Source organism: Nocardia nova NBRC 15556, assembly GCF_001613005.1.
Lineage (GTDB): Bacteria > Actinomycetota > Actinomycetes > Mycobacteriales > Mycobacteriaceae > Nocardia > Nocardia nova.
Window position 1 is genome coordinate 1 of sequence record NZ_BDBN01000099.1, and the last position, 22,265, is coordinate 22,265.

The 22,265-nt window shown below is 68.3% G+C and carries 20 protein-coding genes and 1 pseudogene; 8 read left to right on the forward strand and 13 right to left on the reverse strand.

Annotated elements, in window-relative coordinates; genetic code table 11:
* Positions 1 to 290 (forward strand): sterol carrier family protein (locus tag NN2_RS37920; RefSeq protein WP_063018070.1); only part of this gene is annotated, 290 nt, incomplete at its 5' end.
* A 1-nt stretch (position 291) separates the two neighbouring features.
* On the opposite strand, the gene NN2_RS30270 is transcribed toward NN2_RS37920, so the two are convergent.
* Positions 292 to 1,569 carry a YhgE/Pip domain-containing protein gene (locus NN2_RS30270; protein ID WP_063018072.1) on the reverse strand — a complete coding sequence of 426 codons (1,278 nt, stop codon included), beginning with the start codon at positions 1,567 to 1,569 and terminating at the stop codon, positions 292 to 294.
* A gap of 175 nt (positions 1,570 to 1,744) precedes the next feature.
* On the opposite strand from NN2_RS30270, the gene purF reads away from it, so the two are divergent.
* Entirely contained in the window at positions 1,745 to 3,349 is a 1,605-nt protein-coding gene (purF, locus tag NN2_RS30275) for an amidophosphoribosyltransferase (protein WP_063018074.1), read from the forward strand.
* Positions 3,350 to 3,463: 114 nt separating this feature from the next.
* Here the strand turns inward: purF and NN2_RS30280 are convergent, their stop codons facing one another.
* Both NN2_RS30280 and NN2_RS30285 read right to left on the reverse strand, forming a co-directional pair.
* Positions 3,464 to 4,087, reverse strand: coding sequence for a TetR/AcrR family transcriptional regulator (locus NN2_RS30280; RefSeq protein ID WP_030517429.1), 624 nt, complete (start codon positions 4,085 to 4,087; stop codon positions 3,464 to 3,466).
* Complete coding sequence (locus NN2_RS30285) at positions 4,074 to 4,940, reverse strand: alpha/beta fold hydrolase (RefSeq protein ID WP_063018076.1); 867 nt, start codon at positions 4,938 to 4,940, stop codon at positions 4,074 to 4,076. Before NN2_RS30285 ends, NN2_RS30280 begins: the two co-directional genes overlap by 14 nt.
* Positions 4,941 to 5,127: 187 nt before the next feature.
* Between NN2_RS30285 and purM the strand changes: the two genes are divergently transcribed.
* Positions 5,128 to 6,246, forward strand: a complete 1,119-nt coding sequence (gene purM, locus NN2_RS30290) for a phosphoribosylformylglycinamidine cyclo-ligase (RefSeq protein ID WP_051756841.1) — start codon at positions 5,128 to 5,130, stop codon at positions 6,244 to 6,246.
* Positions 6,247 to 6,579: 333 nt separating this feature from the next.
* Here purM and NN2_RS30295 read toward each other — a convergent pair whose 3' ends face one another.
* From NN2_RS30295 to ygfZ, 4 genes and pseudogenes are all read right to left on the reverse strand, one after another.
* Positions 6,580 to 6,786 (reverse strand): DUF3073 domain-containing protein, encoded by a 207-nt coding sequence (locus tag NN2_RS30295; RefSeq protein ID WP_063018105.1) that lies wholly within the window; start codon positions 6,784 to 6,786, stop codon positions 6,580 to 6,582.
* A 185-nt stretch (positions 6,787 to 6,971) separates the two neighbouring features.
* Positions 6,972 to 7,931 carry an asparaginase gene (locus tag NN2_RS30300; RefSeq protein ID WP_063018077.1) on the reverse strand — a complete coding sequence of 320 codons (960 nt, stop codon included), beginning with the start codon at positions 7,929 to 7,931 and terminating at the stop codon, positions 6,972 to 6,974.
* 206 nt (positions 7,932 to 8,137) lie between these two features.
* Positions 8,138 to 8,761, reverse strand: a pseudogene (locus NN2_RS30305) (MOSC domain-containing protein); the annotation flags it as partial.
* A gap of 23 nt (positions 8,762 to 8,784) precedes the next feature.
* Positions 8,785 to 9,900 carry a CAF17-like 4Fe-4S cluster assembly/insertion protein YgfZ gene (gene ygfZ, locus NN2_RS30310; protein ID WP_369817487.1) on the reverse strand — a complete coding sequence of 372 codons (1,116 nt, stop codon included), beginning with the start codon at positions 9,898 to 9,900 and terminating at the stop codon, positions 8,785 to 8,787.
* A gap of 165 nt (positions 9,901 to 10,065) precedes the next feature.
* Between ygfZ and NN2_RS30315 the strand changes: the two genes are divergently transcribed.
* The 5 genes from NN2_RS30315 to cydC all read left to right on the forward strand — a co-directional run bounded on the left by NN2_RS30315 (position 10,066) and on the right by cydC (position 17,397).
* Positions 10,066 to 10,980: an aminodeoxychorismate lyase gene (locus tag NN2_RS30315; RefSeq protein WP_063018079.1), complete on the forward strand. Its 915-nt coding sequence runs from the start codon at positions 10,066 to 10,068 to the stop codon at positions 10,978 to 10,980.
* A gap of 167 nt (positions 10,981 to 11,147) precedes the next feature.
* Positions 11,148 to 12,596 (forward strand): cytochrome ubiquinol oxidase subunit I, encoded by a 1,449-nt coding sequence (locus NN2_RS30320; RefSeq protein WP_063018081.1) that lies wholly within the window; start codon positions 11,148 to 11,150, stop codon positions 12,594 to 12,596.
* 10 nt (positions 12,597 to 12,606) lie between these two features.
* Positions 12,607 to 13,668: a cytochrome d ubiquinol oxidase subunit II gene (cydB, locus tag NN2_RS30325; RefSeq protein WP_063018083.1), complete on the forward strand. Its 1,062-nt coding sequence runs from the start codon at positions 12,607 to 12,609 to the stop codon at positions 13,666 to 13,668.
* Between the two features lie 7 nt (positions 13,669 to 13,675).
* Positions 13,676 to 15,682, forward strand: a complete 2,007-nt coding sequence (cydD, locus tag NN2_RS36700; protein WP_082857389.1) for a thiol reductant ABC exporter subunit CydD — start codon at positions 13,676 to 13,678, stop codon at positions 15,680 to 15,682.
* The gene (gene cydC, locus NN2_RS30335; RefSeq protein WP_281209974.1) at positions 15,679 to 17,397 is read left to right on the forward strand and encodes a thiol reductant ABC exporter subunit CydC; all 1,719 of its coding nucleotides are present in this window, start codon (positions 15,679 to 15,681) and stop codon (positions 17,395 to 17,397) included. The genes cydD and cydC overlap by 4 nt, the downstream gene beginning before the upstream one ends.
* 356 nt (positions 17,398 to 17,753) lie before the next feature.
* On the opposite strand, the gene NN2_RS30340 is transcribed toward cydC, so the two are convergent.
* From NN2_RS30340 to NN2_RS30365, 6 genes are all read right to left on the reverse strand, one after another.
* Complete coding sequence (locus NN2_RS30340; RefSeq protein ID WP_030517440.1) at positions 17,754 to 18,473, reverse strand: heme-binding beta-barrel domain-containing protein; 720 nt, start codon at positions 18,471 to 18,473, stop codon at positions 17,754 to 17,756.
* A 214-nt stretch (positions 18,474 to 18,687) separates the two neighbouring features.
* A complete protein-coding gene (locus tag NN2_RS30345; protein ID WP_063018085.1) occupies positions 18,688 to 18,993 on the reverse strand; it encodes a DUF1416 domain-containing protein in 306 nt (101 codons plus the stop codon).
* A gap of 6 nt (positions 18,994 to 18,999) precedes the next feature.
* Positions 19,000 to 19,833 (reverse strand): sulfurtransferase, encoded by an 834-nt coding sequence (locus NN2_RS30350; RefSeq protein WP_063018087.1) that lies wholly within the window; start codon positions 19,831 to 19,833, stop codon positions 19,000 to 19,002.
* 65 nt (positions 19,834 to 19,898) lie between these two features.
* Entirely contained in the window at positions 19,899 to 20,384 is a 486-nt protein-coding gene (locus NN2_RS30355; RefSeq protein WP_063018089.1) for a DUF4395 domain-containing protein, read from the reverse strand.
* A gap of 359 nt (positions 20,385 to 20,743) precedes the next feature.
* Positions 20,744 to 21,190, reverse strand: coding sequence for a thioredoxin family protein (locus NN2_RS30360; RefSeq protein ID WP_063018091.1), 447 nt, complete (start codon positions 21,188 to 21,190; stop codon positions 20,744 to 20,746).
* Positions 21,187 to 21,993, reverse strand: a complete 807-nt coding sequence (locus NN2_RS30365) for an LmeA family phospholipid-binding protein (RefSeq protein WP_030517446.1) — start codon at positions 21,991 to 21,993, stop codon at positions 21,187 to 21,189. The genes NN2_RS30360 and NN2_RS30365 overlap by 4 nt, the downstream gene beginning before the upstream one ends.
* Between the last annotated feature and the right edge of the window lie 272 nt (positions 21,994 to 22,265).

The following is a 22,265-nucleotide window of genomic DNA, read 5'->3' on the forward strand; positions in this document are numbered from 1 at the left end:
GGTCCGAGCTCGCGGCGGCCGTGCGCGGGACCGCGCGGAGTCTGGCCGCCGCGGCGCCGGGCGCCTCGGTGGAGGTGCGGGTGCCGCCCTTCGTGGCGGTGCAATGTATCGAGGGGCCGCGGCACACCCGGGGGACGCCGCCGAATGTGGTGGAGACCGACCCGCGGACGTGGTTGCTGCTCGCGACCGGACTGCTGGATTTCGACGCCGCGGTGGATTCGGGGGCGTTGAGCGCCTCCGGAATCCGGGCGGGGGAGTTGGCCCGCTGGCTGCCGCTGGTCGCGCTGTGACCTAGGCCGGGGCGGGCTCGGTACGATTGATCGGCTTGCGCTCCAACCCTTTTCGGTCGTAGAAGCGCGTTACGACCACGCCGAGCACCACACCGATCGTGAGGCCGAGCACGGTCATCCAGAAGCCGCGGGTGAAACCGGCCGCGCCGTTGCCGTCGAAATACAGCAGCGAACGCACCGCCAGGAACACCTGGTGCATGGGTTCGAAGGTGGCCAGCCAGCCGAGGTACTTCGGTGTCGCCTCGATCGGAACCGTGCCGCCCGAGGACGGCAGGCCCAGCACGATGAACAGGATCATGTTCACCAGCAGTCCGGCCGAACCGATCGCGGCGAGGATGGAGATACCGGTGAAGCCGACCGCGATGATCGCGAGCACCCCGTAGAGGTACAGCCCCAGCGGATTGTCCAGCGGCATTCCCAATGCCGCGCCGATGCCGAGCAGGATCGCGGAGACCACGACCGCGGCCACCGCCATGACCGCCCATTTGATCAGGAGCGTGCGAAGTCTCGAGACGGGTGTGGCGGGATAGTGCACGTACCACGGCCCGTATTCGGTCGGTATGAAGCCGAGGGCCGAGTCGATCATGGTGTGCACGATCATCGCGCCGAGCATGCCCGCCATCAGCAACAGCAGTGCGTAGAAGAACGCCGTCAGCCCCTGGCCGGAACCGCCGGGCAGGGGATGGAACTCCTGCACCAGGATCTGCAGCGGTTGCGCGAGGGTGAGGCGGGTCGCACCGGACAATTCGGGGGCCGGTGGGCCGCCCGGCGCCGGGGTGAGCTGAGTCCGCACCTGCTCGGTGAGCTGCTGTCCCACCTTCTCGTTGATCTGGGGCAGCGCCTGATCCCCGAAACGCACCACGATCTGCGTGGCGTAGGTGCCCGACCGCGGATTGGTCAGCAAGGTGATGATCGGCCGCTCGATATCGCCCGGTATGACACTGCCCACACCCAGGATCCCGAGTCGCTTACTGAAATCGCTGGGGATGACTACGGTGCCGTAGACCTGGCCGTTCTGCATCTGCTGCTGGGCCTCCGGCAGCCCCAGTACGCGCAGATCGATCTGGTCGGCGGGCACAGCCGCACGCAGCCCGTCGGCGACCTGATCGCCGAAGTTCACGTGTTTCTGCTGGCCGGACGCGCCGAGCGTCTCACCCACATCCTGGTTGACCAGGGCGATCGGGAAGTCGTGCAGATTCCGCTGGGGGTCGACGACATAGTCGAGATACAGCAGGCCCAACAACGCCGCCACCACTGAGACGACCGCCACAGGGAACATCCATCGAAACGGAATAAGCCGCCGTAGATTTCGACTTTGTACTGCGGTGTCGATACTCGCCACGGACGAACCGTAGCAGCAAACAGCTCGCCACCCGGAGGATCCGGACGTGGGTTTCGCGCGGATGACCCGTAGAATGATGAGTGCCCCCCGCCCGACTAACAGGGAGCAAACGGTGACCCACGCCGATCTGTCGATCCCGAAGACCGCCGCCGGCCTAAGCTCCTCCGCAGTCGACGAGCCTGAGAACGAACCCCGCGAGGAGTGTGGCGTCTTCGGCGTCTGGGCTCCGGGCGAGGATGTGGCCAAGCTCACGTACTACGGCTTGTACGCACTGCAGCACCGCGGCCAGGAGGCCGCCGGTATCGCGGTCGCGGACGGCTCGCAGGTACTGGTGTTCAAGGATCTGGGCCTCGTCTCGCAGGTCTTCGACGAACAGACGCTGGCGGCGATGCCGGGGCATATCGCCATCGGGCACTGCCGGTACTCCACCACCGGTTCCACCATCTGGGAGAACGCTCAGCCGATCTTCCGCACCACGGCCGTCGGCACCGGACTTGCGTTGGGACACAACGGAAATCTGGTCAACACCGCCGAGCTGGCGACGCGGGCCCGGGAATTGGGCCTGATCAACGGCCGCCTGCCGGGCAGTGCGATCACCGCCACGTCGGATTCGGATGTGATGACCGCGCTGCTGGCCCATGCCGCGGCCGACAAGAGCATCGAGCAGGCGGCCATGGAGTTGCTGCCCACGCTGCGCGGCGCCTTCTGCCTGACCTTCATGGACGAGCACACCCTCTACGCGGCGCGGGATCCGCAGGGTGTGCGGCCGCTGTGCCTGGGCCGCCTCGACCGCGGCTGGGTGGTTGCCAGCGAGACCGCCGCGCTCGACATCGTGGGCGCCTCGTTCGTCCGGGAGATCGAGCCCGGCGAACTGCTGGCGATCGACGCCGACGGAGTTCGTTCGCTGCGGTTCGCCAACCCCGAACCCAAGGGTTGTGTCTTCGAATACGTCTATCTGGCTCGGCCGGATTCGACGATCGCCGGTCGCTCGGTGCACGCCACCCGGGTCGACATCGGCCGCCGGCTGGCCGCCGAACATCCCGTCGAGGCCGATCTGGTGATTCCGGTCCCGGAGTCCGGAACGCCGGCCGCGGTCGGTTACGCCCAGGGCTCCGGCGTGCCGTACGGCCAGGGCCTGATGAAGAACGCCTACGTGGGCCGCACCTTCATCCAGCCCAGCCAGACCATCCGCCAGCTCGGTATCCGGCTCAAGCTCAACCCACTGCGCGAGGTGATTCGCGGGAAGCGGTTGATCGTGGTCGACGACTCGATCGTGCGCGGCAACACCCAGCGCGCGCTGATCCGGATGCTGCGCGAGGCCGGGGCGCTGGAGATCCACGTGCGCATCGCCTCCCCGCCGGTGAAGTGGCCGTGCTTCTACGGCATCGACTTCGCCTCGCCGGCCGAGTTGATCGCCAACGGCGCGGGGCCGGAAATGGCCGAGGGGTCACAGGATTCGGAAGCGGCGATGGTCGAAAGCGTGCGACGTTCCATCGGCGCCGACAGCCTCGGCTATATCTCGCTCGAGGGCATGATCGCGGCCACCGAGCAGCCGCGCACCCGCCTGTGCTGTGCCTGCTTCGACGGCAAGTACCCGATCCCGCTGCCCGATGAGGCTGCCGTCGGCAAGAACGTCCTCGAAGGAATTCTCTCCGGTAAGCCGGAATCTGAACTCCTGGGCGAGAATGCCAACGCGAGCGCGCTGAGCCGCCCCTGAGCGTCACGCGTGACGTCGTGGCCGGGCCGCTCGTCGTGGCGGTCCGGCATGTGTCATCGAAGATCGAGTCGACTTGGGGCGCACGCACATTCGGTGCCGAACAGGTTCGAGAACCTACAGGCTCGGTGACGTGCTGGGCGGTGTGAGCAATCCGCCGAGCATCATCAGAATGCACTGCTCGGCCTCGGCGCCGGCCGCATCCGGATCGTCGGCGTGCGCGACGATCATGCCCGCCTCGGTGATCGCGGCCAGAATCAATTGGGCCAGGGTCCGGACCGGGACCGCGGGCGCGAGGCCGGACTCGACGGCCAATTCCAGCTGATTGGTGATCAGCCCGAGGCCGTGGCGCGCTTCCATCTCACGCCAGCCCTGCCAGCCGAGTACCGCAGGGCCGTCGGACATGGCGATCCGGACCGTTTCCGGGCGGCGGCTGATCATGAGGAAGGTGTGCAGGCCGGTCGCCATCGCGGCCAGCAGATCGGTCGGGTCGGGCAGGGTATCGATCGCATGCCGGACCTCCTCGGTGTTGTCCGCCTCGAGCTGTTCCAGTACCGCGATGAACAGGCCGCGCTTGTCGCCGTAGTGATGATGCAGCGCGCCGCGGGTGACACCGGCCGCGGCGACGATCTCCTCCGCCGACACCGCGGAATATCCGCGTTCGGCGAACAGCCGCCGCCCGACCGACTCGAGACTCGCCCGCGTCGCGCGTGATCTGTCCTCCTGGCTACGGCGTGGCATGCAGCCGAGTGAACTCCACGATCAACTGGCTGAGCAACTCGGGCTGGTCCTCCGAGATGAAGGTGAGTGAATCCTCGATCGTGTGCAACGTGGCATCAGGCAGATCGTGTGCCAGCCGCTGCGCGAAATCGAGCCGGAACACCTTGTCCTCGGGGGCCCAGGCCAGCAGCACCGGCAGATCCCACTCGCCGAAAGTGCGTGCGGCCGCGAGGGTATGGCGCTTGTGGATATCGCGCAGGAACCGGCGCAGATCGGCGCGGATGGCCGCGGAATTGCGGCTCGGCAGCAGGTAGGAATCCGCGATCTCGTGCGGCAGCGGCTCTTTGGTGACCAACCCGTAGGCGAGGGGCAGCCGCTGCGCCGGCCGGAAGCGCAGGCTCTGCAGAATCGCGGTGAGCAGGCCGGGTACGCGCGAGAGCCGCGGCAGCGGAGTGAACGGTTGCGGGAAGAACTTCTCGTAGGCGTCGCAGTTGGTGAACACCACGCGCCCGACCCGGCTGCGATCGCGCGACAGCATGATCTGCGTGATCGCCCCGCCGGTGTCGTTGGCCACCAGGGTGACGTCGGTGAGGTCGAGTTCCCGCAGGAACGCGGCGATCAGATCGGCCGCGCCGGTCGGGGTGAGGTCGGCGGCCGGCATCGGCTCCGAGTGCGAGCCGAACGGCCAGTCCGGGGTGAGGCAGCGATGCCCGGCGGCGGCGACGTCCGGTACCACCTTGCGCCACAGATCGGCGTTGACGAGCAGGCCGTGGACGAACACGACCGGCGAGCCGGAACCGGTGTCGTGATAGCGGATGCGGCCGCCCGGCACGGCGACGTGTCGAATCGGGCCGAGGCTGGTGCTGATTCCCATGACATGCCTTCCGGAGTGGGTGTGATGTGTTCCAGAGTTACCTACATACCGTATGTATGTCAATGGTGGATGTGACGGTAGCCTCGAATCCGTACGTGCAGCCCAATACCGGTGCAGTCTCGTTATCCGGCTCCGGTAGCGTGATCAGGCATCTGTCCGCCGATTCGGTTTGGAGCTTTCCCGAACAATGACTGAGCAGACCCCGAGTGGTGCCGGTGTGAACGACACCGGCGCCGACGAGGCCCAATCCGGAGGCGCGTCCTATGCCGCCGCCGGTGTCGACATCGAGGCCGGCGACCGCGCAGTCGAGTTGTTCGCGCCGCTGGCCAAGAAGGCCAGCCGGCCCGAGGTGCAGGGCGGTCTGGGCGGTTTCGCCGGATTGTTCGCGCTCAAGGGCGGCTACCGGGAACCGCTGCTGGCCGCCTCCACCGACGGTGTGGGCACCAAGATCGCGGTCGCGCAGGCGCTGGACAAGCACGACACGGTCGGCCTGGACCTGGTCGCCATGGTCGTCGACGATCTGGTCGTCTGTGGCGCGGAACCGCTGTTCCTGCAGGACTACATCGCGGTCGGCAAGGTGGTCCCGGAGCGGGTCGCGCAGATCGTCTCCGGTATCGCCGAGGGCTGCATCCAGGCCGGATGTGCGCTGCTGGGCGGCGAGACGGCCGAGCATCCGGGCATGATGGGCGCCGACGACTACGACATCTCCGCGACCGGCGTCGGCGTCGTGGAAGCGGACGAGGTGCTGGGCCCGGATCGGGTCCGGCCCGGCGACGTCGTCATCGCGATGGGCTCCTCGGGCCTGCATTCCAACGGCTACAGCCTGGCGCGCCGGGTGCTGCTCGACATCGATCGGATGGCGCTCACCGGGCACGTCGAGGAATTCGGCCGCACCCTGGGCGAAGAGTTGCTGGAACCTACCAAGATCTATGCCAAGGATTGTCTGGCGCTGATCGCGGAGACCGATGTGCGCACCTTCGCCCACGTCACCGGCGGCGGGCTGGCGAACAATCTGGCCCGCGTGCTGCCGGCCGGGCTGGTCGCCGAAATCGACCGTGGCACCTGGAATCCCGCGCCGATCTTCAAACTGATCGCGCAGCGCGGCCGGGTCGAGCGGGCGGAGATGGAGAAGACCTTCAACATGGGCGTCGGCATGGTCGCCGTCGTCGCCCCCGAGGATGCCGATCGTGCGCTCGCGGTGCTGACCGCGCGGCATATCGAATGCTGGACCTTGGGATCGGTCAAGAAGGCCAAGGATGCCGATGCCGCGCGCGTGGCGCTGGTCGGGGAACATCCGAGGTTCTGAGCGGACACATCGACGCCTCCTCGCACGGTTCGGGCGGGGAGGCGTTGTCGTCTCGGGAGGCGTCGTGTCGGGGGTCGCTAACGACGCGCTCACGGGTTGCCCACGGCACCACTCCGGGGCGCTCGGACGGCGAAGCGTCTACCGTGCGCGACGGTGGAAATCGGAGCAATCCGAACTCGGGTAATGCCGCCCTGGGTATCGGTGATACCTGCGGCGGCAACCCGTACTACGAGCCCTCATCGAGGTGGGGATCGGTCGATCTATCGGCCGAAACGCTGCCGACGTGCGAAGGGGGAGGCCCCTCAGGCCTCCCCCTGCATACGTCGATCCGAGTCAGCGGCGCCAGTCGTCGTAGTCCTCATCTTCCTCCCAGCGCTTGAGCGATTCGTCCGAATCGTGCTCTTCGGACAGCACACCGCTCCGCCGGGGGGAGTGCCCCGACAGCTCGCGCTGAAGGCTCGCGAAGTCGGTCGACGGCGAGCTGTACTTCAGCTCGCGTGCAACCTTGGTCTGCTTTGCCTTAGCCCGGCCACGGCCCATGGCTGACCCCCTCGCGTCACTGCGGGGCGGCCTGGGGTGGTTGGCGGCCCCGTTCGAATTAATAATCTTCCTGACAGACACTTTAGCGTGTGTCAGGCGGTCGCGCTTCCAGGAGTCGGTGAAGACTCCGGAACGTCCACCGTTCGCGGGGCCGTCGAGCGGGGGTTCGCCGAAATGGTGAGCTTCTACACCGCCCCCGGGATTGCCCGGATGATGCCGACCCGGGCCCCGCCGCCCAGGACCGGCGGCCCGGCGAGCGCGGCGTGGGCCTCGGTCCACTCGACCCCCATACGCTGGAGAATCGCCTGCGTCAGCGGCATCCGGGCCCGGTCGTGGCCGTCATCGATCTTATAGGCGAAGGCGCGGCCGTCCGGCAGCGCGCCCGCGTGCACACCGTCCGCTCCGATCTTGCAGACCAGTCCGGGGGTCGCCCGCATGGTCTCGAGATCGGGGGCGCCCGTGCCCGAAATCACTCGCGGGTGGTGGCGAATCGCATCCGCGACCCGGCGTTCCGGCGATCCGGGGGCCGCGGTGGCGAGGCCGGCGTAGGCACGGGCGAGATTGATCAGCGAGACCGGGACGATCGGCAGGCCGCAGCCGTCGATGCCGAGGTCGGTCTCGGGTTCGCCGGTGATCTCGGCGATCGTCGCCGTGACCGCCTGCTGCAGCGGATGGGAGGGGTCGAGATATCCGATGGTCGGCCAGCCGTTGATCACACAGGTCGCCAGCATCGCGGCATGTTTGCCCGAGCAGTTCATGTAGATCTTGCGAGGGGCCGAGTGCCGGTCGCGCGCCAGTGCCTCGGCGCGGGCCTGTTCGCCCATCGGCAGATCCGGCGGGCATTCCAGACCGTTCTCGTCGAAGCCGAAGCGGTCCAGCAGCCGCCGCACCAGCGCCAGATGGTCGGGTTCGCCGAAATGCGAGGCGGTGGCGATGGCGAGTTCGGCCTCGTCCACCGGCTCGAAACCGTTGCGCAGCAAGGTGATCGCTTGCATGGGCTTATTGGTCGACCGCGGGAAGATCGGCAGATGCACCTCGCCCCGGGCCAGCGACGGTTCCCCGTCGGGTTCGATGATCACCACCGACCCGCGGTGCACGCATTCGCGGAATCCGGAGCGGACCACTTCCACCAGCTCTACGCTCACGGCCGATCTCCTCGTCCGGCGGTTCCGCACGCCGTCGCGGCCGGTATCGGCTGCGCCCCGCCGGCCGGCGCGGGGTCCGTCAGCGCCCCGTTCGATGCAACGGTGGATGCTTCCGCGCCCGCCGCCCTGTCCGGCACTGCCGCGGCGCGAATCTCCTCGTGGAGTTCGGTGTTGCGCGTCCGGTTGGCGGCCCGCCGCGCATGCCGGGCGATCTGCATGCGCACGTCTTCGGAGATCGTCGGTTCGGCGGCCAGCAGATGTTCCAGCCGTGCCGGATCGTGTCCCGTGAACAGGTCGCGCACCGTGATGCCGTGCTCGGGGATGTGGTCCACGTGCACCCGGTCGCCCGCGCCGATCGTGCCCTCGGTCAGCACTCGCAGATAGGCGCCGGTATCGGCCTGCAGCGTGAAGCGCTTGACCCACTGCTTCTCGCCCGACCAGTGCCCGAAGGTCGCGCAGGGCACGCGCGGTGCGCTGACCTCGAGCAGCGTGTCGCCGACGCGCCAGCGTTCACCGATCACGGCATCGCTGACGGGCAGCCCGGACACCCGCAGATTCTCGCCGAACCAGCCGGGCGCAAGCGTGCGGCCCAGCTGCTCGCCCCACTGCCGCGCGTCCTCGTCGGCGTAGGCGTAGACGGCCTGGTGGACGCCGCCGTGATGTTTCGTATCGCAGACGCGGTCACCGGCCAGTCCCAGCGCCCGGACCGCCACCCTGTCGGCGACCGGGCGTTTGTCGATCGCGGTCCGGCCGACCCGGCTCACCTTCGCGGGCACCGCGAGTTCGGCATGGAGCACACAGACCGCGAGTACGTGGCCGATCGCGCCGATTTCCCGGGGCGCTGCGGGCGCGCTCACCGGCCGCGCAACTTGTCCACGGCGAGCCGGCCGGCCTGCGGCTCGTCATCGGACGGGATCGAATCCGGATCGATGGCGGCGGCCATCGGACCGGCCTCCAGCCGGGTGTCGGCGGGGATGGCGCGTTTGACCAGCGCGAGTGCGATCGGCCCGAGTTCGTAATGGTCGATCACCGTGCCGAGGCGGCCGACCGCGCGGCCCCCGGCGGTCACCGCGTCGCCGGCCGCGGGCCGGGCATCGGCGGAGCCGTCCAGATGCAACAGCACCAGATGCCGCGGCGGTTTACCGAGATTGTGGACGCGGGCGACGGTTTCCTGTCCGCGGTAGCAACCCTTGTTCAGATGGACCGCGCCGAATTCGTCCGGGCCGCCGATCCAGTGTGCCTCGTGCGGAATGGTCCGATCGTCGGTGTCGAGGCCGATGCGCGGCCGCAACGCCGCCACCCGCAGCGCCTCGAAGGCCCACAGCCCGGCCGGTTCGGCGCCGGCCGCGGTCAGCGCCGACCACAGTTCGCTCAGCCGGTCGCGCGGCACGACCAGGTCGTAGGAATCCTCGGTGGGCCACGGCATGCGACGCAGGAATCCGCCGCCGGGCAGGGCGACCGCGCCGTACACCTCCGGCAGCGCGGCGACGCCCAGCGTCTCGGTCAGCTCGCGCACCCGCGGCCCGAGCAGGCTCAGGACCGCGTGGTCCGGTGCGGCCTCGGGTTTCGCGGCGGCCCAGAAGACCATCTTCTGCAGGAAGTCGAGCAGTGCGGGGCCACGATCGCCTTCGGTGTCGATCCACACCGTGCCGTCGAGTTCGGTCAGCACGAAGTGGTGCTGGACGCGGCCGTTGAGGTCCAGATCCAGGTTCTCGGCGGACCGGCCGTCGCTCAACTCGGCGATGTGCTGGCTGGAAATCGTGTGCAGCCAGCTCAGCCGTTCGGCGCCGGTGATCCTCGCCACGAAACGGTGGGAACGGTCCACGAGAGCCACGCGCTGGGCCGCGGCACGCTGTTCCCCGAAGGGATCGCCGTAATGCCAGGCGACCGCGGCATCGGGACTTTCGGGCGGGCCGGGCACGGCCCCTGGGAGACCGAGCAGTGGACTGGGGGCGGCAACCACGGACACGTTTTCCACAATAGGCGGTCGCGCCGACCCGCGCCGCGCCACAGGTTGCCGCAGGTATGCGGTGAGTGTGCCGTGGATATGCCTGTGGGCGCGGGGCTCGCCCGGGCGTTGCCCGACGATTGCGTACCCACGCCTGGAGCGCTCGATTCGCCTAGGCTGCCACGCATGGTGGATCGAGTTCTGGTGACACTCGACGGTACCGTCCGGAATCCGGACGAGCCGTTGCTCTACGCGGACGATATCGGCACGTTGCGCGGCGACGGCGTCTTCGAGACGGTGCTGGTGCGAGACGGTAAAGCGAGTGCACTGGAATTACATCTGGCTCGGCTACGCCGTTCGGCCCAGGCACTCGACCTGCCCGACCCGGATGTCGCCCAGTGGCGCAGCGCCGTGGAGTCGGCGGTCAAGGAATGGGGATCCGACCGCGAGGGCGTGCTGCGCATGATCGTGACGCGGGGCCGCGACGGCGCCGAGTCCCAGCGCGTCGGTTCGGGCGAACTGTCCGGCCCGGCACCGGATCTCACCGGCTACGTGCTCGTGAGCCCGGTCGCCGAGCGGGTGAGTAAGGCTCGCGCCGAAGGCATCTCGGTGATCACTCTCACTCGGGGCATCTCCACCGAACTCGCGACCACCGCCCCGTGGCTCCTGCTGGGTGCCAAGACGCTCTCCTATGCGACGAATATGGCGGCGCTGCGGTTCGCGGCTCGCCAGGACGCCGACGACGTGATCTTCACCAGCACCGAGCACCGCGTGCTGGAGGGGCCGCGCTCGACGGTCGTGATCCAGCGCGACAAGCAGCTGCTCACCCCGCCCGCGCGCGACGGCGTGCTGCCCGGCATCACCCAGCGCGCCTTGTTCGCCGAGGCGGGCAAGGCCGGCTGGGACTGCAGCTACAAGTCGCTGTTCACGGCGGATCTCGTTACCGCCGACAGTGTTTGGCTACTGTCGAGCATCACGCTGGCCGCGCGGGTGGCGACACTGGACGGGCTGCGGATGTCGGCACCGGACTGTGCCGAAGAAATCACGGATCTGGTGAATCGCGGGATCGAACGAGCCTGGAATATCGCCGACTGGACCTGATTCGACCGCGGTGTCGGAGCGTCGAAAGCGGAACCCGTTACCGCGCAGCAATAATTGTTGGAATGTCGTGACGTAGGACTCGTTGATCCACGGCTGTACCGGCGTAGGCTCTACTACGACATGTCGTAGTACGTGTGGATGTCCCGCATGACACAGGAGGCCGCCGGATGGATGTCGTCGACGTCTCACGTTGGCAGTTCGGGATCACGACCGTCTATCACTTCATCTTCGTACCGCTCACCATCGGCCTCGCGCCCATGGTCGCCGGGATGCAGACCGCATGGGTGATCACGGGTAAGGATCACTGGTACCGGCTGACGAAGTTTTTCGGCAAATTGTTCATGATCAACTTCGCGCTCGGTGTCGCCACCGGCATCGTGCAGGAGTTCCAGTTCGGCATGAACTGGAGCGAATACTCCCGCTTCGTCGGCGACGTATTCGGCGCCCCGCTGGCCATGGAGGGCCTGGCCGCGTTCTTCCTGGAATCGACCTTCCTGGGTCTGTGGATCTTCGGCTGGTCGCGGCTGCCCAAACTGGTGCACCTGGCCACCATCTGGCTGGTCGCGATCGGCGTGAACGCCTCGGCCTTCTTCATCATCGCCGCCAACTCGTTCATGCAGCATCCGGTCGGCGCCCGCTACAACCCCGAATCCGGCCGCGCCGAACTGCAGAGCATCGGCGCACTGCTGACCAACAACACCGCGCTGGCGGCCTTCCCGCACGTCGTGGCGGGTGCGTTCCTCACCGCCGGCACCTTCGTAGCCGGTATCGGCGGCTGGTGGATGGTTCGCAACGCCCGCTCGGGCCATCCGGAGCTGCTGGAAGAGGCGCGCGGTATGTGGCGGCCCGCCGCCCGCGCCGGGATGTGGGTGATCGTGATCGCCGGCATCGCACTGGTATTCACCGGTGACATCCAGGGCAAGCTGATGTTCAAACAGCAGCCGATGAAGATGGCCTCGGCGGAATCGTTGTGCCACACCGAAACCGATCCCGACTTCTCGATACTCACCGTCGGCACCCACAACAACTGTGACAGCATCACCCGCGTCCTCGAGGTGCCCGGCGTGCTGCCTTACCTCGCCGAAGGCAGGTTCAGCGGCGTGACGCTGCAGGGCGTCAAGGACCTGCAGGCGAGCTACAACGAAAAATTCGGCCCGGGTGACTATCGGCCGAATCTGTTCGTCACCTACTGGACCTTCCGCGCCATGATCGGCTGGGCAGTGGGTTCGGCGGCCATCGCGCTGCTGGGCTTCTGGATGACCCGGCGCGGACGGATCCCGGATCAGCCGTGGTTCAAATGGCTGAGCCTGATCTGCATTCCGACGCCGTTCCTGGCCAACAGCGCGGGCTGGGTCTTCACCGAGATGGGCCGCCAGCCCTGGGTGGTCGCACCGAATCCGACCGGGAACCCGGCCATCCGGATGACCGTGCAGCAAGCCGTCTCCGGGCATACCGCAGGCACCGTGCTGGCCTCGCTGATCGTCTTCACGCTCGTGTACGGCGCACTTGCCGTCGTGTGGTTCTTCCTCATGCGGCGCTATGTCATCGAGGGGCCCGAACAGCCACCCGCGGAGACGGAAACGTCTGCGGTCGAGAAGCTTTCGTTCGCGTACTGAGGAGCCGAGGATGAGTCTGCCCGAATTCTGGTTCTTGCTGATCGGTGTCCTGTTCACCGGCTACTTCGTGCTCGAGGGCTTCGATTTCGGCGTCGGGATACTGATGCCGATCATCGGCCGCGGCGACGAAACGCGAAAGCGCGCCGTACTCAACACGATCGGACCGGTCTGGGACGGCAACGAAGTGTGGCTGATCACCGCGGGCGGCGCGATGTTCGCGGCCTTCCCGGAGTGGTACGCCAGCCTGTTCTCCGGGTTCTACGTGGCACTGCTGCTGATCCTGGTGGCGTTGATCGTGCGCGCGGTGGCGATCGAATGGCGCGGCAAGATCCACGATCCGCGCTGGTACAAATGGTGCGACGCCGCGATCGTCTTCGGTTCCTGGGTGCCCGCGCTGGCCTGGGGACTGGCCTTCGCGAATATCGTGCACGGAACGCAGCTCAACGCGCAGCGGCGGATCGAGGGCGGTCTGCTCGGCCTGATCAACCCCTACGGGCTGCTCGGCGCCCTGACGCTGCTGCTGTTGTTCATCCTGCACGGTGCGGTGTTCATCGCCTTGAAGACCGGCGGCGATATTCGCGACAGCGCCGAGCGGACCGCCCGGGTGATCTGGTTGCCGGCCACCGTGGTCGCCGCCGCGTTCGCGCTGTGGACCCAGCTCGCGCACGGCCAGGGCTGGACCTGGATCCCGTTGGGCGTGGCGGTATTCGGCCTCCTGCTCGCCGGTGGTGCGGTGCTGCGGCATCGCGACGGCTGGGCGTTCACCGGCACCGCCGTCACCGTGGTCGCCGCGATCGTGCTGCTGTTCGGTGCGCTGTTCCCGTACGTGCTGCCGTCCACCATCGACGCCGCCTACGGGCTGACCGTCGACGGCCGGATGGTCGACGGGCATCCCACCGTCAGCGCCTCCTCCACGCATTACACGCTGGTGGTGATGAGCTGGGTCGCGGTGGTGCTGACTCCGGTCGTGCTGATCTACCAGGGCTGGACGTACTGGGTCTTCCGCAAGCGCATCACCGTCGAGCAGATCCCGGCGCCGATCGGCCTGTCGATGCGCAGCGGCGCGCGGTAGGTCCACGATGGCCCGTCCCGTCGATCCCCGGCTGTGGCGCCATGCCCGCTCGGCCCGCCGATATCTGATCATCAGCGTGGGACTGTCGCTGGTGATCACGGCGGGCATCGTGGTCGCGGCGCTGATGCTGGCCCGGATCGCGGCGGGCGTGATCACCGATCCCGGGCAGCGCACGATCGGCGCGTGGACCACCGAGCTGGCGATTCTGGCGGCGGCGATCGCGGTGCGGACGGTGGCGAGCTGGTGGCAGTCGCGGCTGGCGCATCGAGCCGGCGCACAGGTCGTCGCGGAGTTGGAGAATTCCGTCCTGGCCGCCGGAGCCGCACTGCCGCCGCGGGAGCTGGATCGGCGGCGAACCGAACTGGCGGTGGTGGTCGGCGACGGGCTGGGCGGATTGCGCGCCTATCTCACCGGATATCTGCCCGCGTTGCTGCTCGCGGTCCTGGTGCCGCCCGTCGTGCTGGCCGTGATCGCGGTGCACGATCTCACCGCGGCGATCATCATCCTGGTGACGCTGCCGCTGATCCCGATCTTCATGATCCTGATCGGGCTGATGACCCAGGGCCGTGCCGCCGACGCCCTGGCCGCCACCACCCGGCTGTCGGATCAGATGCTCGACCTGTTCGCCGGCATGCCGACGCTGCGGGCGCTCGGCCGGGAAACCGGTGCGGCCGAGGACGGTGCGCCGACCATGCGGCATCGGGTGCGCGAGCTCGGCGAGGCGCTGCACAAGCGGACCATGGCGACGCTGCGGATGGCGTTCCTGTCGTCGATGGTGCTGGAGATGCTGGCGACCCTGTGCGTGGCACTGGTCGCGGTGTCGATCGGCATGCGGCTGGTCTTCGGGCATATGGGCCTGTACGCCGGTCTGCTCGGCCTGATCCTCGCCCCCGAGGTCTATCTGCCGCTGCGTGCGGTGGGGGAGAGATTCCACGCGGCGCAGGACGGAATGGCCGCTGCCGAACGGGCTTTCGCGATACTGGAGCCGGACCGGACCGAGCGGGACCTGTCCGCGGGCGTCACCGGTGCGCGGGAAGTCTCGGTGGAGGCCGACGCGCCCACCGAACCTCGGCGAGCAGATGCCCGCAGCGTCCGGCGATCCGGCGAGCCGCGCGCGGCGCGAGTCCCGGTGACGGTCGAACCGGGGACCGGAGACATCGAGCTGCGTGACGTGTGGGTGCGCGCGCGGGACGGGTACGCACCCGCCGGATTGTCGGGTGTGCTGCGACCGGGAGCGGTGACCGCCCTCATCGGTCCCAATGGAAGCGGGAAATCGACTGCGCTGCTAGTGATATTGGGCCTGATGGCGCCGGAGCGGGGTGCGGTTCTGGCGGGTGGGCGCCCGGCCGGCGAGCTCGATCCGGACGGGTGGTGGTCGCATATCGCCTGGTTGCCGCAGCGCCCGGTGCTGCTGCCCGGCACCTTGCGAGAGAACCTCGAACTCTTCGGCGCGCAAGCTGGTGACGGCGGGCGCGGCGGTACGACCGGCCGCGCCGAGGCCGTCGACAATGCTTGTGCGGCAACGGGTTTCGACACCGTACTCGACGAACTTCCGGACGGTTGGGACACCGTGGTGGGTCCCGGCGGCGTCGGTCTGTCCCTCGGCCAGCGCCAACGCCTGGCATTGGTTCGCGTGCTGGCCGCCGACCGCCCGATTCTGCTCTTCGACGAACCCACCGCCCATCTCGACGAACACAGTGAGGCGACGGTCCTCGCCGCCCTGACCGAACGGGCCCGCGCGGGCGCGACGGTCGTCGTGGTGGCGCACCGCCCCACCGTGCTCGCCATCGCGGATCACATCATCGAGGTACACGCGCGGGCGGACTCGGACCCGGCGGAAGATCATGCCGCGCAACGAGAGTCGGCCGGCCCCGAATCGGATGGGTCGGAGCACGCCGCTCCTGCGGAGGTGGAGGGTGCGAACGAGGTGCGGCGTGGCGATGCGCGGGCAGCGGGCACGTCCGTGGCGCCGATCGGAGTCGGCCGGGCGATGACCAGGGGGTGGACGCCGTGAAATCCCTGTGGGCCGAACTGCGGGAGCTGCGGCGGGTTTCGGAGATCTCGCCGTGGCGCGTGGTCGTATCGATCTGCTGGGGAACCGTCGCTCTCGGCAGTGGGCTGGGGTTGGCGGCGCTGGCGGCGTGGTTGATCGCACGGGCATGGCAGATGCCGCCGGTGCTGGACCTGAGCGTCGCGGTAGTCGCCGTCCGGGCACTGGGCATCTCGCGCGGACTGTTCCGCTATATCGAGCGGTTGGCGACCCACGACGTCGCGCTGCGCGCCATGACGACGGCCCGCACGGCGGTGTATACGGCGTTGGCGCGCACCGACATCCGGTCTCTGCGACGCTACGGCCGGTCCGAGGGCGACGTCACCGGTTCGACGGAACGCGGCGCGGGGCGGGAGACCGCGCTGCTGCGCCGGGGTGATCTGCTCACCCGGATCGGCGCGGATATCGATGACCTGGGCGCCGTGATCGTGCGCGCGGTCGTCCCCATCGCGGTCGCGATCCTGCTCTCGCTCGCCGCGGTAGCCCTGCTCGCCACCATTTCCGTGCCTGCTGGGGTGATTCTGGCCGTGGCTCTGCTGGTCTCCGGCGGGTTCGCGCCCTGGCTGTCCGCGCGCGCGGCGCGCGACGCCGAACTGGCGGTGCAATCCGATCGTGCCGAATTCCGGGCCGCGGCCGTGACGGTGCTCGATCACGCTCCCGAACTGCGGGTCGCCGGTCGGCTCGACACGGCGATGACGGCCGCCGCGACGGCCGCCGAGCGCGCGGTGCGTGCCGAGGACCGGGCGGCCTCGCGCAGCGCGTGGGCGGCCGCGGCGACTCCGCTGTCGATCGGCGCCAGCGTTCTGGGCGCCCTGCTGATCGGAATCGTGTTGTACGGCAACGGCTTCGGCGCGCCGGCCGAGCCGTTGCAGCCCGCGCCGGCCGGTGGGATCAGCCCGATGGCCTTCGCGATCCTGGTGCTGCTGCCGTTGTCGGCATTCGAGGCCGTGGGGGGGCTGCCCGCCGCGGCGCAGGCCCTCACCAAGGGCCGCGCCGCCCTGCGCCGCATCCGTGCCCTCGACCCGGTCGAGCCGCCGTCGGGGGCCGGCGATCCGGGCGACCGTGTCGTGCCGGCCGACAGCGGCGACCTGCGTGCCCGCCTGATCCACGCCTTGCCCGACCTTCCGCCGGGCCGCCGGATCGCCGTGGTGGGCCCGAGCGGGGCGGGCAAGACCACGCTGCTGATGAGCTGGGCCGGACTGTTCGACACCCCGCGCCCCGGGCGCACCTTCTTCGCCGAGGACGCCCACGTATTCGGCACCTCGGTCGTGGAGAACCTCCGGGTGGCCCGCGGCGACGTGACCGACGCGGAGGCCGAAAGCGCCCTGCGCGCGGTCGGTTCCGGGCCGTGGCTCGATACTCTGCCGGAGGGACTGGAAACGGATCTGGTCGGCGGCGCGGCCGCACTCTCGGGCGGGCAGCGCCGGCGTCTGCTGCTGGCGCGCGCTCTCGTCGCCCCCGCCGACACCCTGCTCCTGGACGAACCCACCGAACATATGGAGGCGGCGGCGGGCGCCGACCTGCTGCGCGCACTGCTCGACGAAACCAGCGGTCTCGTCGACCCGGATCGCACGGTGGTCGTCGTGACCCACCAGCTGCCCCCCGATCACCGCGCCGACACCGTGATCGCGGTCGCACCCGGCGGCGAGATATCGATCACTCGCCGCGTCGCCGCCTGACCCGGCGAAAACCCAGGTCGGCACCGGAATTCGGCTCTGCGAAAAATCCGTTGCAGCTCCTCGGCCGCGGCCGGTAGTTTCGTCTGTACACGGGAAAGGAGGTGGTTCGAAGAATGGATATTCAGAGGACGCGTGAGGTGGCTGCCGGTTGAGCGCCACAGCCGCGGTCCCCGTACCGCGGCCCGCTGCAGTGGATTCGGTCCCCGCGCGAGCGCTGAACTAATCCAAGGCAGTCACCCGGCCCCCGAGCCCCCGGTTTGTCCGACCGGGACCGCGAGAGATCAGATCTCCGCGGTACGGCTCGGGGGCCGTGCTCTTTCGGCCTGAGATCAGGGCCGACGTTGCCCGGGCTCGGCTCAGCCGATGTAGCGCTGGAGGCGAGCGGAGAGGCGGGGTTTCAGGGCGCCGTCGGCTTCCACTCGTTCCTCGACGTAGCCGAGGTCGCCGCCTTCGACGATGCCGTAGAGGCGTTTGGCGCCGCCGACCACCGCGCCGGACTGGCTGCGGATCACGACGTCGGTGGCCAGTTCCCAGGACGACTGGGTGAGGGCCTGGCCGTAGAAGAGTTCGACGATGCCGGAGCTGTGGGTCAGCAGGAGTTCGATGACCTCGTCGTCGCCGTCGATGCCGACCCGCCAGAAGCCGCTCTCGCGCAGATCGGGGCCGGAGTAGTTGCCTTCGGCGTCGATGACCCAGGAACGAGAATCCCAGGACAGATAGTCGCCACCGTCGTGGGAGACGATGATCTGCTGACCGAAGTGGTAGTCGCCGCCGCGCTCGGGATCGTTGCCCTCGCCCTCACCGCGCCAGACGCCCACCAGGGGCAGTAGCGCGAGCATGGAGGCACTCAGATCGGGACCCAGCCGCAGATTCGCGGTGTCCTCGGGCAGCGGCAGACCCGGCAGCTGCGGAATGTTGCGGCCGCCGGTGGATTTGGCGCGCTCGGCAGCCTCGGCTACCGCCTCGTCGCCACTGCGGCGAGCCGCGTCATCGCTCTCGCGCCCCTCGGCATGCGCCTGTGAGGCGTGTCCGTTGGTCGCTGCGTTTTCGACGTTCTCGCTCGCCGAATCGGTCACGACTCGGTGAAGAGCCGGTAGAGGACGTACAGCCCGAACCAGGCGATCAGCACGGAGCAGATGACCAGCAGAATCTCGAAGGTTAAGACCACATATCGGAGTTTAACGACCCGCTCGGCGAAGACGAAAACGGCCCCGGGAAAACGAATCCCGGGGCCGTTCGCGTGCGATGAGCGCAGTTTTCGGCGCGTGCCGTCGACGCTCGGCGTCGGTGTTACTTGGCGACGCTCACGTCGATGTTGTGGACGCCCGCCCCTTCGGGGCTGACCTTGGCCGATCCGTTGCCGGCCGACGACAGGGCCCGGATGGTCCAGGTGCCGGGCGCGGCGAAGAAGCGGAAATCACCGGTGCCGGAGGCCACGACCTCGGCGGTGAACTCGTCGCTCGAGTCCAGCAGGCGGACGAAGGCGCCGCCTACCGGGTTACCGTCCGCATCGAGGACGCGTCCGGTGAGGACGGTCTCCTTCTCGGTGTCGACGTTGGCCGGAAGGGCCTGACCCTGGGTAGGTGCTGCACACATATCTATTTACGCTCCCAACTCGATCGGTGCACCGACGAGGGAGCCGTATTCGGTCCAGCTCCCGTCGTAGTTCTTGACGTTCTTGTGGCCCAGCAGCTCCTGCAGCACGAACCAGGTGTGCGACGAGCGCTCACCGATGCGGCAGTAGGCGATGGTCTCCTTCTCGCCGTCGAGGCCCGCTTCCTTGTAGATGGAAGCCAGTTCCTCGTCGGACTTGAAGGTGCCGTCCTCGTTCGCGGCCTTGCTCCACGGCACGTTGATGGCGCCGGGGATGTGGCCGGGACGCTGGCTCTGCTCCTGCGGCAGGTGCGCGGGAGCGAGAATCTTGCCGGAGAACTCGTCGGGCGAACGCACGTCGACGAGGTTCTTGACGCCGATCGCCTGGATGGCGTCGTCGCGGAAGGCGCGGATCGACAGGTCCTGCTCGGAGGCCTTGTAGGTCGTCGCCGGACGGGTCACTGCATCGGTCGACAGCGGGCGGGCGTCGAGCTCCCACTTCTTGCGGCCGCCGTCGAGCAGCTTCACGTTCTGGTGGCCGTAGAGCTTGAAGTACCAGTACGCGTAGGCCGCGAACCAATTGTTGTTGCCACCGTAGAGAACGACGGTGTCGTCGTTGCCGATACCGCGGGCCGACAGCAGATCCGAGAACTGCTCCCGGTTGACGAAGTCACGCCGAACCGGATCCTGCAGATCCTTCTTCCAGTCGATCTTGACGGCACCCTCGATGTGGCCCGTGTCGTAGGCGGAGGTGTCCTCGTCGACCTCGACGATCACGACGCCGGGGGTGTTGAGGTTCTCTTCGACCCAGTCTGCGGAGACCAGGACATCGGAGCGAGCCATGTTGTTCCTTTCGATGTGACTTGCCGGGGTATGTGGAGAGATGAGTTGTGGTTCGTGAGGGCGGGTCAGTTCGCCGAGTTGCTCGTCGTGACCGGGGTGCGCGCGCCGAGCCGCTGGGTGAGCGGATAGATCTTGCAGCCCAAGCAGATTCCGAACGCCGCGTTGAGGAACGCCGCGAACAGTGCGAAGGCGGTGAAGATCGCGCCCACCACGCCGGCCCCGGCCGCGAAGCCGATGAAACCGACGATCGCGAAGACGAAACCGACCAGCTGTGCGAACCGCAGCGGCGGCACCGGCTCGGTTTCGGTCGCCGGGCCGATGCGCGGCGCGGCGAAGGTGGCGAAGACCCAGCCGTAGGGGCTGCGCCGCGGACCGTACAGCGCGCCGAGGGCGAACACGATCGCTTGCAGGGCGATCAGCACCGCGGCGGCGGCGGTCGAGAAGGCGGAGACGATCAGGACCAGCACGAGGACACCGGTGGTGATCCACGCCGCGAACCGCGGTCCGCGGACGTCCACCTGACCGGTGGGTGAGTTGGTGTTCTGGGGCACGGGAACTCCTGCGCTGAAGAAGGCTTATCTGGCTTATCCGGTTGCGGGTTATCCGTCAGATAGGTCGGATCACCGGGGGATCGACGAGATCTCACACGCGGTGGAGAAACCGGTCGGCGGCAGGGGATACGAAAGGCCGACCGGCTACATGCACAGGCAGCAACAACCGCCGAGGCGGCACAGATCAACTGTGCGGCGTCGGGTGAGCATCAGCTCTCGGCGGGTTTGCACGCCAAGCAGTTTACCCGGTTTCGGGAGGGAATTGGACCCGGGGTACGAAACACGGGCGGGCGCCGGGCGCGTAGACGGCGTGGGGGACAGTTCGAGCAACGGCCGAAAAGCCCTTGTGAGCAGGAAGTTCAGGCCGCCTCGGGAACCGTCAGCGGAGCCAGTGCGCTACGCAGGTCGGTGGCCTTGGGCACACCCGAGATCCGGAACCGCTCGCGCCCGTGGGCGTCGAAGACGAACGTGGTGGGCAGCGACAGGACATTGAGCTCGCGCGCCAGGTCCGCCTCGGCGTCGATATCGACCTCGACGTCGCGGGGCGGCTGCACGGTATCGGCCAGATCGGCGACGACCCCGGCCACCACCCGCCGGACCGCTGCGCACGGACCGCACCATTCGGCGGAGAAGTGCAGGACGGTCGGCACCGCCTCGGTGACACCGACGGCGCTGAGCAGTTCGGTGCGCGAACCCGCGATCTCGGTGGTCTTGGCTGTCCGGACGCGGCCCTCGCGGTAGCGCAGGGCAATACCCGCGGCCACCCCGGCCAGCAGGACGACGGCCAGAATCGTGAGTTCAATCATGGTCGGGCAAACCTGTCCATATCAATGCGAATATTCTCCCCTTCCCCCTCTACCACGATATTGCCGCCGATGGCCTGCACCTTCTTCGGGGGCACCCCGAACGGCAGATCCTTGGTGTCGATGGTGCGAGTGAAGCGGGCCAGTACCGCGGCCTTGTCCAGGTCGGGACCCAGTTCCGCGGCGGTGGTGGTGGGCGCGGTGGTATCGACGCCGCCGTGATAAAGGTCGGTGGCGACCAGTTTGATCTGATCTCCGTCGAGGAACAGATCGGCCTTCACGCTCACCCGGTCGGTACTGCGGGTCTCCGGGCCGAGCTGGATGGTGCCGGTGAGGACCAGGGCGCCCTGGGTGGTCATGCCCGACCCGCCGGAACCCCCGGTGCCGTCGGATTTGTCGGCCGGGCGGGTGACCACCTCGAGGTCCGGAATGTTGAACAGGCGCCCGAGCTCGACCGGTTCGATCCGCATCCGGCCTGCCACCTGGTCGACCATCACCGAGCGCATGTCGTTGTCCACCAGATCGTGCATCGACAGGTGGACACCGTTCAGGGTGGCTTCGACGAGGATCTCGCCGGGAATGTCGGGACGGTTGGCGCGCGCCCGGATCTCGAGGTTGCGGTAGTCGCCGCGCGCGGTCTGGGCCAGGAACGGGAAGCCGTGAATGGTCACTTCGGGGTCGGCGCTGAGTTCACCGCCGGCCCGCAGCGACCGCGATACCCGGTACTCCGAGTAGGCCGCCGCAGTGAAATCGACCACTACGGCGATCGCGACCACCAGCAGCAGTCCGACGATCAGTTTTCTCATCCACATGCTCCGAGTTCAGGCCGTCCGTGCGCGCGGAACACTGCGGTCGCGCGCGGAGGGGTACGAGGCGTGGGCGTCTCGAGGAGAGGCTACCCGGTACGAAGATATCTGCCCGGACCACGCGGGCGCGCGGGCGTGGGCGCGGCGGCGGCCATCACCGCTGGTCTCCGCGCGGGTGCGGCGGAGTGCGCAATACATGATCGGCGCCGCGCACGCGCTAATGTAGGCACGAATTACCTGTGCCGACGCGCATGGATTCGCGATTGACGTCG

What these genes read in the sequence shown, in the direction of transcription:
- NN2_RS30270 (WP_063018072.1), bottom strand. Translation starts at nt 1,569, where the DNA reads ATGTTCCCTGTGGCGGTCGTCTCAGTGGTGGCGGCGTTGTTGGGCCTG.
- NN2_RS30280 (WP_030517429.1), bottom strand. Translation starts at nt 4,087, where the DNA reads ATGCCACGCCGTAGCCAGGAGGACAGATCACGCGCGACGCGGGCGAGT.
- NN2_RS30285 (WP_063018076.1), bottom strand. Translation starts at nt 4,940, where the DNA reads ATGGGAATCAGCACCAGCCTCGGCCCGATTCGACACGTCGCCGTGCCG.
- purM (WP_051756841.1), top strand. Translation starts at nt 5,128, where the DNA reads ATGACTGAGCAGACCCCGAGTGGTGCCGGTGTGAACGACACCGGCGCC.
- NN2_RS30295 (WP_063018105.1), bottom strand. Translation starts at nt 6,786, where the DNA reads ATGGGCCGTGGCCGGGCTAAGGCAAAGCAGACCAAGGTTGCACGCGAG.
- NN2_RS30315 (WP_063018079.1), top strand. Translation starts at nt 10,066, where the DNA reads ATGGTGGATCGAGTTCTGGTGACACTCGACGGTACCGTCCGGAATCCG.
- NN2_RS30320 (WP_063018081.1), top strand. Translation starts at nt 11,148, where the DNA reads ATGGATGTCGTCGACGTCTCACGTTGGCAGTTCGGGATCACGACCGTC.
- cydB (WP_063018083.1), top strand. Translation starts at nt 12,607, where the DNA reads ATGAGTCTGCCCGAATTCTGGTTCTTGCTGATCGGTGTCCTGTTCACC.
- cydD (WP_082857389.1), top strand. Translation starts at nt 13,676, where the DNA reads ATGGCCCGTCCCGTCGATCCCCGGCTGTGGCGCCATGCCCGCTCGGCC.
- NN2_RS30345 (WP_063018085.1), bottom strand. Translation starts at nt 18,993, where the DNA reads ATGTGTGCAGCACCTACCCAGGGTCAGGCCCTTCCGGCCAACGTCGAC.
- NN2_RS30350 (WP_063018087.1), bottom strand. Translation starts at nt 19,833, where the DNA reads ATGGCTCGCTCCGATGTCCTGGTCTCCGCAGACTGGGTCGAAGAGAAC.
- NN2_RS30360 (WP_063018091.1), bottom strand. Translation starts at nt 21,190, where the DNA reads ATGATTGAACTCACGATTCTGGCCGTCGTCCTGCTGGCCGGGGTGGCC.
- NN2_RS30365 (WP_030517446.1), bottom strand. Translation starts at nt 21,993, where the DNA reads ATGAGAAAACTGATCGTCGGACTGCTGCTGGTGGTCGCGATCGCCGTA.